General features: G+C 55.7%; 15 protein-coding genes. All 15 read left to right on the top strand.

Features of this window, described 5'->3' with window-relative positions; all coding sequences use genetic code 11:
- The first annotated feature begins 108 nt into the window (after window positions 1-108).
- The 15 genes from GWQ44_RS16230 (at window position 109) to GWQ44_RS16160 (ending at window position 11,964) form a co-directional block, all read left to right on the top strand.
- Window positions 109-816, top strand: a complete 708-nt coding sequence (locus GWQ44_RS16230) for a DUF2815 family protein (protein ID WP_275927787.1) — start codon at window positions 109-111, stop codon at window positions 814-816.
- Between the two features lie 2 nt (window positions 817-818).
- Window positions 819-1,268 carry an endonuclease I gene (locus GWQ44_RS16225; RefSeq protein WP_161757013.1) on the top strand — a complete coding sequence of 150 codons (450 nt, stop codon included), beginning with the start codon at window positions 819-821 and terminating at the stop codon, window positions 1,266-1,268.
- Between the two features lie 2 nt (window positions 1,269-1,270).
- Window positions 1,271-1,717: an N-acetylmuramoyl-L-alanine amidase gene (locus GWQ44_RS16220; protein ID WP_275927786.1), complete on the top strand. Its 447-nt coding sequence runs from the start codon at window positions 1,271-1,273 to the stop codon at window positions 1,715-1,717.
- Between the two features lie 71 nt (window positions 1,718-1,788).
- Window positions 1,789-2,343, top strand: coding sequence for a hypothetical protein (locus tag GWQ44_RS16215; protein WP_161757011.1), 555 nt, complete (start codon window positions 1,789-1,791; stop codon window positions 2,341-2,343).
- Window positions 2,330-4,018 (top strand): DnaB-like helicase C-terminal domain-containing protein, encoded by a 1,689-nt coding sequence (locus tag GWQ44_RS16210; protein WP_275927785.1) that lies wholly within the window; start codon window positions 2,330-2,332, stop codon window positions 4,016-4,018. Before GWQ44_RS16215 ends, GWQ44_RS16210 begins: the two co-directional genes overlap by 14 nt.
- 14 nt (window positions 4,019-4,032) lie before the next feature.
- Entirely contained in the window at window positions 4,033-4,227 is a 195-nt protein-coding gene (locus GWQ44_RS16205) for a hypothetical protein (RefSeq protein WP_275927784.1), read from the top strand.
- Window positions 4,228-4,295: 68 nt separating this feature from the next.
- Entirely contained in the window at window positions 4,296-4,799 is a 504-nt protein-coding gene (locus tag GWQ44_RS16200; protein WP_275927783.1) for a hypothetical protein, read from the top strand.
- Window positions 4,786-6,933 (top strand): DNA polymerase, encoded by a 2,148-nt coding sequence (locus GWQ44_RS16195; RefSeq protein WP_275927782.1) that lies wholly within the window; start codon window positions 4,786-4,788, stop codon window positions 6,931-6,933. The genes GWQ44_RS16200 and GWQ44_RS16195 overlap by 14 nt, the downstream gene beginning before the upstream one ends.
- Before the next feature lie 50 nt (window positions 6,934-6,983).
- Window positions 6,984-7,310 carry a hypothetical protein gene (locus GWQ44_RS16190; protein ID WP_275927781.1) on the top strand — a complete coding sequence of 109 codons (327 nt, stop codon included), beginning with the start codon at window positions 6,984-6,986 and terminating at the stop codon, window positions 7,308-7,310.
- Window positions 7,310-7,519, top strand: coding sequence for a hypothetical protein (locus tag GWQ44_RS16185; protein WP_161757005.1), 210 nt, complete (start codon window positions 7,310-7,312; stop codon window positions 7,517-7,519). The genes GWQ44_RS16190 and GWQ44_RS16185 overlap by 1 nt, the downstream gene beginning before the upstream one ends.
- Window positions 7,516-8,427 (top strand): hypothetical protein, encoded by a 912-nt coding sequence (locus GWQ44_RS16180; RefSeq protein WP_275927780.1) that lies wholly within the window; start codon window positions 7,516-7,518, stop codon window positions 8,425-8,427. The genes GWQ44_RS16185 and GWQ44_RS16180 overlap by 4 nt, the downstream gene beginning before the upstream one ends.
- A 55-nt stretch (window positions 8,428-8,482) precedes the next feature.
- Window positions 8,483-8,737, top strand: a complete 255-nt coding sequence (locus GWQ44_RS16175) for a phage protein (protein WP_161757002.1) — start codon at window positions 8,483-8,485, stop codon at window positions 8,735-8,737.
- A gap of 302 nt (window positions 8,738-9,039) precedes the next feature.
- Window positions 9,040-9,309: a hypothetical protein gene (locus GWQ44_RS16170; RefSeq protein WP_275927779.1), complete on the top strand. Its 270-nt coding sequence runs from the start codon at window positions 9,040-9,042 to the stop codon at window positions 9,307-9,309.
- A gap of 10 nt (window positions 9,310-9,319) precedes the next feature.
- Window positions 9,320-10,945 (top strand): portal protein, encoded by a 1,626-nt coding sequence (locus tag GWQ44_RS16165; RefSeq protein ID WP_275927778.1) that lies wholly within the window; start codon window positions 9,320-9,322, stop codon window positions 10,943-10,945.
- A 101-nt stretch (window positions 10,946-11,046) separates the two neighbouring features.
- Entirely contained in the window at window positions 11,047-11,964 is a 918-nt protein-coding gene (locus tag GWQ44_RS16160) for a hypothetical protein (protein WP_275927777.1), read from the top strand.
- Window positions 11,965-12,061: the final 97 nt, after the last annotated feature.

The following is a 12,061-nucleotide window of genomic DNA, read 5'->3' as shown; positions in this document are numbered from 1 at the left end:
CCTGGTGATTGCCGTTCTCTGGCTTGACTTCAGGCAGCGTTAAAACCCCTCACTGTTAGCAATACAACCCGAAAGGAAACTTATCACCTATCTAAAGGAGGATTACTCTTGGCAATTAAGAAAGAATTCATGTTTACCCCACGCGGCACCGCTGAGCCTTACTGCGCAATCCAAAAGCCAGACTATGGCAACCCTGAAAAGGGCTTTGGTAATCCGCGAGGCGTCTACAAGGTAGACCTCACTGTCCCAAGTAAGGACGCTCAAGCGCTGATCAACAAGATCAACAAACTTCACGAGGCGAACTACGCCGAAATCTGCGAGAAGTTCGAAGCGGAGCGTCCAGAGCTGCTTAAGAAACTGGCTCGCGGTAAGAAACTGTTGGAACCCTACGAGGGCAACATGCCGTACTTCATCAATGACGACGGTACGGTGACCTTCAAGTTCAGCTCTTACGGTGCTTACGTGGACAAAAGCGGCGACCTGAAACCGTTGGTCCTGAAGGTCGTGGACTCCAAGGGCAAGCGCATCAACAACGTTCCGGCAATCTCTGGTGGCTCTGAGCTGAAGGCTCGTTTCTCCATGTTCGCCTATGGCTTCTCGGCGGTCGCTGGTGCGTCCGTCAAGCTTCAGTTGGACTCCGTGATGCTGTTGAAGCTGGTCGAGTTCGGCGGTGGTGATGATGAATGGGGCGACGAAGCCGAAGAGGGCTATGTGGCCGACGAGAATCGCCAGGAACAAGGCTGGTCTGACGATGATCAGCGCGGCGACGACGATGCGGCAGATGCTGACGACGATAAATACGGCGGCGACTTCTAAGGGTGGCCTTCGGTCGCTACACGGGGCCTCGGAGAACCTCAGCGGTTTTTCGATCCGGCCTCGAAGAGAAGAACAGCGAGCATCTCGACAAGAACAAGGCGGAATACACGTTCGAAGAACACTGGATCAAATACACGATCCCAGAGCGAACCGCGAAGTATCTGCCTGACTTCATCCTGGCAAACGGGATCATCATCGAATGTAAAGGCATCTGGGAGGTTGAGGACAGGGCTAAGCACCTGCTACTTCGAGCGCAGTACCCGGACCTTGATATCCGGTTGGTCTTCTCGTCCTCCAAGTCGAAGCTCTACAAGGGGTCGCCTACGTCCTATGGGGCTTGGTGCGACAAACACGGAATCCAATACGCTGACAAGCTGGTGCCCCTGGCATGGCTTAAGGAGAAAAGGAAAGAGATCCCTGCGGGGGTCTTGATAGAAAAGGGGACCAAGTAATCATGGCAAAAGTCCAATTCAACAAGAGGATCAAGACCGACCTGATTGTTATTCACTGCGCAGCAACCAAACCAACTATGGACATTGGCCTTCGGGAAATCCGGCAATGGCACGTTCAGCAAGGTTGGTTGGATGTCGGCTACCACTTCATCATCCGCCGCGATGGCCTTGTAGAAGTGGGCCGTCCTCATGATGTCGTAGGGTCCCACGTAAAGGGCCACAACTCCGAATCTCTCGGTATCTGCCTTGTTGGTGGAATCGACGCTTCAGGGAAGCCTGAAGACAACTTCACGGAAGCCCAGTGGCAAGCCCTTGATGGCCTTGTCTGGGAAGCCTCCACGGTCTGGTATCCAGGCGCCCGAATCTGCGGGCACCGAGACCTCGACAGCGGCAAAGCCTGCCCGTCCTTTGACGTGGCCGCATGGCTTAAGTCCCGCATCAAGCAATAACCCCCCCCATTCCAGGCGGGCCCGTCAGGGCTCGCTTTGTTCGCAATCTTATTAACTTAGGAGGACCCACTATGGCCGTAACTCGGGCAACCATGCAGGGCGCTTTCGATATCGTGGAGCTATTCCAGAAGGAAGGCGTCCCCGCAATCATCGCAGGCGGTGCCGCTCGTGACATTTTCTTTGGTGTCCGCCCCAAGGACATCGACGTAATCATTGCCGGGGTCTCTATGGCGACTACTGCCGAGATCCTCGTTAAAGCCGGTTTGGACGCTGTTGGTTTTCACGTCTACAACGGCGCAAAAGCTGACCGTCTGGTTGGCGGCTTCAAGCTGGTAGGTACGGATATCGACATCTGTGTCTATGAATGTGACGACGTTATGGAAGCGGTCGATTCTTTCGACTTCAACCTGAATCAGTTCGTTATCTCTGGGATTCACCACGGCATCGACGCGGCTCATGTTCGATTCGTTGGGGCCCGTCACTGGTCCACGTTGGTCCCTGTTCGCCGGGATTACACCAAGGATCGCCACGACAAGATGCAAGTGAAGTGGCTCGACCTGTCCTGGCGCCGAGCGACTGGCGAACCCCTGGAGGTCCCTGTAGGCGGTCCTGATGGATCGTTCTGACGAGTACCCCGAAAGTGAGCTGTTACATAAGGGGCCTTGTGATCAAGACGACTGTGGTTCTTCGGATGGATGTGCGACTTATTCAGACGGTCATACCCATTGCTTCGTCTGTGATCACCACACCGGGGCCACTGGTTCTATATCTGGTGAGCACTCTAAGACCCTAAGGGCAGACGGGACGCTATCACTTGCTGACCACCAAGGCCGTTATGCCGACCTCCCCAAGCGCTTCCTGCAAGCTGCCATCTGCAAGCAGTACGGCTACTGGGTCGGAAAGCGGGGTGGTAAATGGGTCCAGGTGGCCGACTACCGGGACGAACACGGGAACCTTGTAGGCCAGAAGATCCGCGACGAGGACAAGAACTTTTCGTCCACCGGAAAGCATGGCGTTGATTGCCTCTTTGGCAAACATCTCTGGTCAGGCGGTCGCAAGATCGTGGTAACCGAAGGTGAGATTGATTGCCTCTCGGTGGCCCAGTTGCAGGGCGGCAAGTACCCGGTGGTTTCCATTCCGACCGGAGCCGCTGCGGCCCGTAAGTCGTGCGCCCGTAACTACGAGTACTTCGATACGTTCGATGAAATCGTGCTGATGTTCGATATGGACGAGCCAGGGCGGAAGGCTGCTATGGAGGCCGCTGAGGTCCTCCCTGCGGGCAAGGTGAAGATTGCCGTGTTGCCCCTCAAGGATGCCAACGAGTGTATCCAGCAGGGCCAAGCCAAGGCGGTTATTGACGCTATCTGGAACGCTGCCCCTTTCGTACCTGACGGAGTGGTCTCCGCAAAGGCCCTCAAAGATCGCATCAAGAACAAGCAGGAAATCCCGCAGATTCCCCTGATGGGGCCTGCTGAGCTGCGCCGTAAGACCAAGAACGCCCGAGCGGGTGAATTGCTCATGGTCACGTCAGGCTCAGGCATGGGCAAGTCCACCTTCGTCCGACAGAACGTTTACAACTGGTTCCATAACTCCGGTCTTGAGACTGGTGTCGCGATGCTCGAAGAGTCCGTAGAGGAAACCGTAGAGGACCTCGTGGGCCTCCACATGCGCAGACGCTACAGACAGAACCCAGACGGGACGACTGAAGCAGAGTTTGACGCGGCCTTTGACACGATCTTTGAGAACGACAAGCTGTTTCTTTATGACTCCTTCGCGGAGTCGGTAGAGGACCGCCTGTTATCAAAGCTGCATTACATGGTGAAGGGGCAGGGCTGCAAGGTCATTGTCCTTGACCATATTTCGATTGTTGTGTCTGGCATGGACGACAACAGCGACGAGCGGAAGACCATCGACCGCTTAATGACCAAGCTGAAAACCTTCGCGAAAACCAACGACATCCTAATGGTCGTTATCTGCCACCTGAAGAACCCCGAGAAGGGGAAGGCCCACGAAGAAGGCCGACAGGTATCTATTACGGACCTGCGTGGCTCCGGCTCCTTACGCCAACTCTCCGACACCATCATTGCCTTGGAAAGGAACCAGCAAGGGGATAACCCGAACGTGGTGACTATCCGAGTCCTGAAGTGCCGGTTCACTGGGGAGACCGGAGTGGCCGGTTACCTGATCTACAACCGCGAAACCGGCTGGCTCGACGAGACCCCGGATGGTTGGACCCCTGAGGGTCTTACCGACACTGACACAGCATGGGAAGGCCAAGCCGAGTCCCATTCCGACTACTGAAAAGGAGACCCCCTATGACCCTCGTGAAACTGTACAAGCTGGCCTTGAAGAAACTGCATACCGCCCTCGTCAAGGCGTCCGGCAAGAAGGCGCACAGCGCTGAGAAATACACCACCTACGCGAAAGCCGCTACTCAAAAAGCCGCCAATGAGCGGGCAGAGGCCCAGGACCTGAAGGCCCAGGCCGAGAAGCTCAAAGCACTGCTGTAAGCGTTATCCAAGGGGCTCCGAAAGGGGCCCTTTCAGTAACCCTTAAGGCAACCCAACAGGAGAACCTAATGAACTCTTCCGAAATCCGTAAACACCTCAAGAAAGGGGAGCTTGCTGTGGCCCTGCTGGAGTCGCTCGGATACGTCTACGAGGATTCCGCCCCCTCTAAGCCCCCTCGCTGGTCAGGCGAAGACACCGTAAAGGGTCGCTACGACGACTTGCTGTCTGAAATCGCGAAGCACCTACCAAAGCCAGAGCCTGTAAAGGTCGAGGTCCCTGTAGATCCTGACATCTGCGTTGGGGACAGTTTTGTAGTCAACACGCTCCCTAAACGCCACTACCTGCAAGGGGTCCGTTGGGCACGGCGCGGGCCTTACACCGTGGATAACGTTCAGTGGATTGCCCCCCTCACACCTGCATCTCAGAAGCTTGATGGTTTCCATGGCTTCGCTGTGAATTTCCGTTACTTCGACGGCTTCAAGCAGGTTGGTCTGTGGCTCCCGTTGAGCTGTATCCAAATCACTGACAAGACAACTCGAAAGGAGGGCCCGCCGACGAATGCTGACTTCTGACATCGAAACGGACGGCCTTCTTGAGGACGTCTCCAAGTTTCACTGTGGTGTTACACAAGATTATTTTACGGGTGAAGTTTTCGAGTACGGACCCGACCGCTTCAAAGAGTACATACAGCAACTCGAAGCTGAAGCAGCAAAGTCTGACGGTCTAATCGTCTTCCACAACGGTATCAAGTACGACATCCCCGCCCTGGACAAGCTGAAGCGCAAATACTTCGGCAAGCGCTTAAACATCCCCCGTAAGCGCGTCATGGACACCCTTGTCCTCTCCCGATTGATCTACGCAAACATCCGAGACACCGACGCGGGCTTACTGCGAACAGGCCGCCTCCCCGGTAGTCGTTTCGGCTCTCACGCTCTTGAAGCCTGGGGTTACCGCCTTGGCGAGATGAAGGGCGAATACAAGAACGACTTCATAGCTCAGTGCAACGCTGACGGAACCACCTATGTGAAAGGCATGGAGTGGGCCGAGTGGTCTCCAGCCATGCAGGCCTATTGCGTTCAGGACGTTGTGGTTACCTCCAAGCTCGTCACAAAGCTGATGTCTGACCCGTACTACTTCCCCGGTGGCCTCGCTCCTAACGGCGAACACTGGATGAACTCAATCCGGGCCGTACACCTTGAGCATGAAGTGGCCTGGACGTTGGCCCAGATGGAGCGCAACGGTTTTCCCTTCGACCAAGAAGGAGCCGAGCGACTCTATGCGGATCTTGCGGGCCAGCGTTCCGACCTCCTTGTGAAGCTCATAAAGACCTTCGGGAGTTGGTACGAACCCAAGGGAGGCACTGAGCAATTCCGGCATCCAGTGACACAGAAGCCCATTGAGTTCTGGTCGGATGGCCGTGTGATGCCTCGGGTGAAATATCCCAAGGTCGGAGGGATCTACACCAAGGACGGGAAGCGCAAGGACAAGCGCGAAACCTTCGAGGGGGCTCCCTATACCCCTGTCGAGTTCGTCACCTTCAACCCAGCGTCAGGCAAGCACCTGATTAGGGTCCTGAAGATCGCCGGTTGGGAGCCCACAGAGTTCACTGAAAAGGGCGCCCCGAAGGTTGATGATGAAACCCTTGAGGGGGTTCGAGTTGCTGACCCAGATGCCCAGGCATGCATTGCCCTGGTGCGTGACTATCTGATGATTCAGAAGCGCATCGGGATGCTTGCCGAAGGGGATAACGCTTGGTTGCGCCTCGTGGGTTCTGATGGGTTCATGCACGGCTCTATCAACCCTAACGGGGCGGTGACCGGGCGAGCAACCCACAGCTATCCCAACATGGGCCAAGTGCCGTCCGCAAGCTCCCCTTATGGCCCTGAGTGTCGTTCGCTCTTCGGGGCAATCTTGGCGAGGCACCTACCGGGCTGGGAGAACTGCGTACAGGTTGGGGTTGATGCTTCCGGCCTTGAGCTTCGTTGTCTTGGGCACTTTGGGGCCCGCTTCGACGATGGGGCTTATGCCGATACGGTCCTGAATGGTGACGTTCACTGGGCTAACGGTTTGGCCGCGGGGATCATTCCTGCGGGGACCCTTCGTGATAAGCACAACGAGCAACACGAAGCATGGCGAGGGAACGCTAAGACTTTCATCTATGCGTTCCTGTATGGAGCTGGTGACGCCAAGATCGGCTCTATTGTCGGTGGTGGTGCGAAGCGCGGTAAGGAGCTGAAGAAAGCCTTCCTTGAAGGCACCCCAGTTATTGCTGACCTTCGTTCTGCTCTCGAAGACTCGCTTATTGCGGATCAGAAGTGGAACCCTGCGCTCCGTAAGTTCGATATCAAATGGCGGCGCCGCTGGATCAAAGGCCTTGACGGTCGAAAGATCCACGTTCGATCCCCGCACAGCGCTCTAAACACACTCCTTCAGTCAGCCGGTGCGCTGGTCTGCAAGGCTTGGGTGGTGGAGGTTGAGCGCATCCTGATGGAAGAACACGGCCTGACCCATGGCTGGGACGGTGACTTCTGTTTCATGGCATGGGTCCACGACGAACTTCAAATTGCAGCACGTACCCCAGAGATCGCTCAGATCATCCTCGGGGTGTCCAAACAGGCAATCAAAAACGTAGGCGAAGCGTTCGAGTTCCGGTGTCCCCTCGATACAGACGGGAAGATCGGACCGACTTGGCGCGAGTGCCACTAACAACCCAACAAGGGCCCTTCGGGGCCTTTCTTGTTTCTATGGAGGAACCTATGGCCGTAACTTTGAACTTTCAACACACCTTCAGTACCCGTGTGGTCTATTCGAGCGCGGAAATTAAAGAGATGCGGCTCCTGCTGGCGCTCGCTATCGAAGCCGCTCACCTTCAGGAAAACAGCAACGATCCTAAGAAAGCTGCACATGCCCGTGCCGGTATTGCCTTCATGACCCGAGTCGTTGAGATGAGTGACGAGGATCTTGTCAGCGCGCTTATCCGTGAGTCCTTTAAGCAGGGCGTTGCGGAAGAATTGCGGAAGGACCTCAAGGACCTCAACGTAACCCGCATGGGCCCCATTCAGACCGTTAAGGTCAGCAAGTAATGGGCGATTACATTCTGATGCTGTACGCCATCAAGAAGGAGGCCCGAACCTTCCAGTCAGACTTTTACAGACGACATGCCGCACTGGTCTCTGAGGCTGCCAGCCGGGGTCATATTTCATGCATCTCCACCAGCGGCAAGAACATGGGCTACTGGTCTCTGACGACTGCCGGTCAGATGTTCCTGGCGGACTTCGGGGGTGCTGTATGAGCAGCACTGTAGCGCGTATCGGCGTAGCCCTGGACATGGACTTTCTGATTTTCTCAGCGATGTCCGCAAGTGAGCATGAAGTGGACTGGGGGGATGATGTTTGGTCCCTTGAGTGCGACCACAAGAAGGCCCGTAGCATCCTTGCAGGGACCGTAAAGGGCATCCTTGCAGACGTAGAGCGGGAGCTGAGGAAGGGCAACAAGAAACCCTTCGAGCTGGTTCCGTTGTGCATCGTTTCTGGTGACAACAACTGGCGCAAGGAGGTACTTGAGACCTACAAGGCGAACCGTAAAGGGAAGCGCAAGCCAGTAGGCTACCCGGCGTTTGTCGAGGCCTGTATGCAGTATTACGGCCCTGAGCGGTCCTTTAAGTGGGACGGTGTGGAAGGGGACGATGTTTGCGGAATCCTCTCGACTAAACCCGAGCTTGCTAACTGCACTCGTGTCGTCACGGTCAGTACCGACAAGGACTTCAAGACGGTGCCCGGTATGTTCCTGCACCTGACCACCGGCAAGTTTCACCGCATCTCTGAGGCCGAGGCCGACGATTGGCACATGTACCAGACCCTAATGGGCGACACCACGGACGGGTACAACGGAATCCCAGGCATGGGCCCCGAAAGTGCCCGAGCGTTTCTTGATGACCCGCAGTTCTTCTATCCGGCAACAAAGGTGATGAAGAGCGGCCCACGCAAGGGGAAGGAGGTCGAGTATTGGGCGAGCCAATCAGCAACAGAAGCGGAAGACCAGAGCGGCACCCGGCCCACTCTTTGGGAGTGCATGGTCTCCCTGGCGAAATCCAAAGGTATGACAGAGGACGAGTTGCTGGTACAGGCCCAGGTCGCACGAATCCTGCGCGCTTCTGACTGGGACTTTGAGAGTCAGCGACCGATTCTGTGGACCCCTTAAAACCCCTCACTATTACGAACAGGGGTCCTCCCTGATCTATCTCTAAGGAGGCTACTTGCTCCAGATAATCCAAGAAGTTCTGAATGATCCCGAGAACATCCCAGACATTCCGAACGCATCCGCAAACTATCTCATGGTGCGGTGTAACTACTCCTATCTCCAGCGCTCGGGGGCCATAGACGACCTTCGCCGTGCAGGGTACTCGGAGCAGTACATTTTAGGCTTCGTGGACGGCCTTGGCGCTGTACCGGAGCTGTGCGAACTGATGATGAATCAGCGCAACGCACCCAACGAGGAGGACAACGACTAAGGAGGTTCAATGTGTTTTAAATCCAAGGTCAAGACCCCCAAGCAGGACCCTAACGCCATCGTAGCCCCAGCCCCTGTGGCCCTTGAGGAACCTAAAGGAGTCGAGTTCGGCTCAGAGGTCAGCAAGGACGATGGTGGCGAGGCTGATGGCCGGGACCGCTTGAAGGTCGAGAAAGAGGCTACGGACTCCGGCGACGGTTCCACTACGGCGGTCGTAAAGGCCCCAGCTTCGACCAATAAGAAAACGGGTAACGCTGCGGTTAAGCGAGCCCTCCAATCACGCAAATCTTAAGGAGGTCCGTTATGGGTTTAGGCAAAAGCCTTAAGAAGGCATTTAAGAAACTGTCCAAGATCGCCAGCAATCCGCTTGGTGGTGGTGACGACGAAAAGAAAGCGGCAGAAGTGGCAGCCCCTGAGGCAGCACCGGCACCCGCTGCGGTTGTGGAGGCTCCAAAGGCTGACGATCAACCCACTGATGACGCGGACACTGAAGCCGCAAAACGAGCCGCTAAGGCGAAAGGTAAACGAGGGCTGTCCGTAGCCCGCAGCTCGGGGACCGGTCTGAACATCTAAGGAGGTCTTTATGGCCTCTACGGCTCGAACTGGTCTCGGGGAGGAAAGCGCAAAGTCAGCCTACAACAGGCTCAAAAACGATAGACAACCCTACGAGACACGCGCAGAGAACTGCGCAAAAGTAACAATCCCCTCGCTCTACCCAAAGTCCTCTGACAACTCTTCGACGAACTACACAACGCCTTGGCAGGCAGTGGGGGCCCGTGGCCTTAACAACCTGTCAGCAAAGGTGATGCTCGCTCTGTTCCCGCTGCAAAGCTGGATGAAGCTGAAGGTGTCTGAGTGGCAAGCAAAACAACTGGTCACAGACCCACAACAACTGGCTGTCGTTGAGCAGGGGCTGGGGATGGTTGAGCGGATCATGCTTAGCTATATGGAATCCAACAGCTACCGGGTGACGCTCTTTGAGTTGATCCGACAGCTTGCCTTGGCTGGCAACGGCTGCCTGTACCTTCCGCCTCCCGATGCTTCCGATACGGGTTATAACCCCATGAAGCTCTACCCGTTAGCAGCCTATGTGGTCCAGCGGGACGCCTTCGGCAACGTGCTGCAAATCATCACCTTGGATAAGGTCGCCTATGCGGCTTTGCCCGAGGATGTCCGCAACAGTCTCTCAGCGAAAGGCGAGACGAAGCCCGAAGAAGAGATTGAGGTTTACACCCATATTTACCTCGACGAAGAGTCGGGGGACTACCTCAGCTATCAGGAAGTGGACGGTGAGGAAGTGGACGGCACCGATGGGCAGTATCCCCGCGAGGCGTGCCCCTGGATTCCTGTCCGGTGGACCAAGCGGGACGGGGAGCATTACGGGCGTTCCCACTGTGAAGAGTATTTAGGCGACCTCACGTCCTTAGAGAACCTTCACGAAGCCATGATTAAGTTCTCTATGATCGCCTCGAAGGTGGTCGGCCTGGTTAACCCTAACGGGATGACTCAGGTCCGCCGCCTGACCAAGGCGCAGACAGGGGACTTCGTGGCAGGCCGTAAAGCTGACATTGAGTTCTTGCAGCTTGAAAAGACGGCTGACTTCTCCGTGGCTAAGTCCGTAGCGGACGCCATTGAGGGCCGCTTAGCTTATGTCTTCATGCTCAACTCAGCGGTCCAGCGCTCCGGCGAACGAGTGACAGCTGAGGAGATTCGCTACGTTGCAAGCGAACTTGAGGACACCTTAGGGGGCGTCTATTCGATCCTCTCCCAGGAACTTCAGCTTCCAATCGTCCGCATCCTCCTGAATCAACTTCAGGCAACCGCTCAGATTCCAGACATGCCCAAGGAGGCCGTTGAGCCAACTGTAAGCACCGGCTTGGAAGCCCTGGGCCGTGGTCAGGATCTCGACAAGCTGACTCAGTTCTTCAATGGCCTGCAAGCAATTGCACCGCTGATGCAAGACCCTGACATCAACATGAGCAACCTTAAGATCCGTTTGGCAAATGCCATTGGTATGGATACAGCGGGGCTCCTGCTTACGGACGCCGATAAGGCTAAACGTCAAGCTGAAGCCATGGTTGCCCAGGGCGGACAACAAGCCGCCGCAGGTATGGGCGCAGGTCTTGCCGCTCAAGCTACAGCGTCCCCTGAGAACTTAGAGAACGCTATGGACGCAACAGGGGTCGAGATGGCCCCGGTAGCTGCTTAGTTTAAAACCCTCACTATTGCGAATAGATAACTTCAGGCTCGGCTAATTGCTGATGTCTGCGGTTCTATTCGCATTCTTAAAATTAATACAAGGAGAATTATATGCGTCTTAACATGCTGTCGGCTGCCATCGGTCACCATGTGCTTCAGTCGGCTGATGTTTATGCAAGCTTCGGTGTGAATAACGCTGTAATTAGCTCTCACGATATTTCGGAGCATGAGCAGAACATGCTGGGCTTGGATGTTTCAGCCCGAGACGGGGACGACTCCCTTGATATCGCAAAGCCAGACAACTCTGAAAGCCTCGAAGAGGAACAAGAGGAAGAGCAGGAAGAAGAACAAGAAGAGTCCGAAGAGGAGCAAGAAGGGGAAGAAGGCAACGACCCTTCGGAACCGGACTTTGTGCCCCTTGGTGAACCCTCAGAGGAGCTGAACAAGGCTTCGGAGCAACTCGACGAATACGCCGCAGGCTTCGACCAGATGCGTGCACAGGCCGTTAAGGCTGGCCTCCCTGAGGCTGTGGCCGACCGCATCGAATCCGAATACGAGGAGAACGGGAAGCTATCCGAAGATTCGTATGAACAGCTTGAAAAGGCCGGTTATTCCCGTGGCTTCGTCAACAGCTTCATGCAGGGTCAAGAGGCCCTGGCCGAGGCTTTCGTAGGCAAGATCATGGACTACGCCGGTGGCCGTGAACAATTCAACCGGGTGTGTAAGCACCTCCAGGCCAACAGCCCTGATGCCCACAAGATGCTTGCCGCAGCAATTGAGCGCCAGGACCTCGAAGCTATCCGCACCACGATCAACCTGGGGATGGCGAGTCAGACTAAGAAGTTCGGCAAGACTCCAGCGCGGACTATCAATCGGCGCGCCGCAGCACCAACTAACCGAACCCCAGAGGGCCAAGAGGGTTACACCTCGCAGGCCGAGATGATCAAGGATATGAGTTCCCCTCAATATCGCGAAGATCCAGTGTTCCGAGCGAAAGTTGAAGCCCGTGTAGCGGCTGCAAGTTGGTAATTTAAAACCCCTCACTATTAGCAACAGGACTTACTAATTGGCTTCTTCCGAGGCCGGTCCTGTTGTGCCTTAACGAATTCCAAAAGAGGAAACAAAA

Origin of the sequence: Pseudomonas sp. 3MA1 (assembly GCF_029237275.1) — a bacterium.
In the GTDB taxonomy this organism is placed as follows: Bacteria; Pseudomonadota; Gammaproteobacteria; order Pseudomonadales; family Pseudomonadaceae; genus Aquipseudomonas; species Aquipseudomonas fluorescens_AP.
This window is presented reverse-complemented; position numbering and strand designations above follow the sequence as displayed.

Coding starts and splice junctions, on each gene's coding strand:
- GWQ44_RS16220 (WP_275927786.1), top strand. CDS start 1,271: ATGGCAAAAGTCCAATTCAACAAGAGGATCAAGACCGACCTGATTGTT.
- GWQ44_RS16215 (WP_161757011.1), top strand. CDS start 1,789: ATGGCCGTAACTCGGGCAACCATGCAGGGCGCTTTCGATATCGTGGAG.
- GWQ44_RS16210 (WP_275927785.1), top strand. CDS start 2,330: ATGGATCGTTCTGACGAGTACCCCGAAAGTGAGCTGTTACATAAGGGG.
- GWQ44_RS16205 (WP_275927784.1), top strand. CDS start 4,033: ATGACCCTCGTGAAACTGTACAAGCTGGCCTTGAAGAAACTGCATACC.
- GWQ44_RS16200 (WP_275927783.1), top strand. CDS start 4,296: ATGAACTCTTCCGAAATCCGTAAACACCTCAAGAAAGGGGAGCTTGCT.
- GWQ44_RS16195 (WP_275927782.1), top strand. CDS start 4,786: ATGCTGACTTCTGACATCGAAACGGACGGCCTTCTTGAGGACGTCTCC.
- GWQ44_RS16190 (WP_275927781.1), top strand. CDS start 6,984: ATGGCCGTAACTTTGAACTTTCAACACACCTTCAGTACCCGTGTGGTC.
- GWQ44_RS16185 (WP_161757005.1), top strand. CDS start 7,310: ATGGGCGATTACATTCTGATGCTGTACGCCATCAAGAAGGAGGCCCGA.
- GWQ44_RS16180 (WP_275927780.1), top strand. CDS start 7,516: ATGAGCAGCACTGTAGCGCGTATCGGCGTAGCCCTGGACATGGACTTT.
- GWQ44_RS16170 (WP_275927779.1), top strand. CDS start 9,040: ATGGGTTTAGGCAAAAGCCTTAAGAAGGCATTTAAGAAACTGTCCAAG.
- GWQ44_RS16165 (WP_275927778.1), top strand. CDS start 9,320: ATGGCCTCTACGGCTCGAACTGGTCTCGGGGAGGAAAGCGCAAAGTCA.
- GWQ44_RS16160 (WP_275927777.1), top strand. CDS start 11,047: ATGCGTCTTAACATGCTGTCGGCTGCCATCGGTCACCATGTGCTTCAG.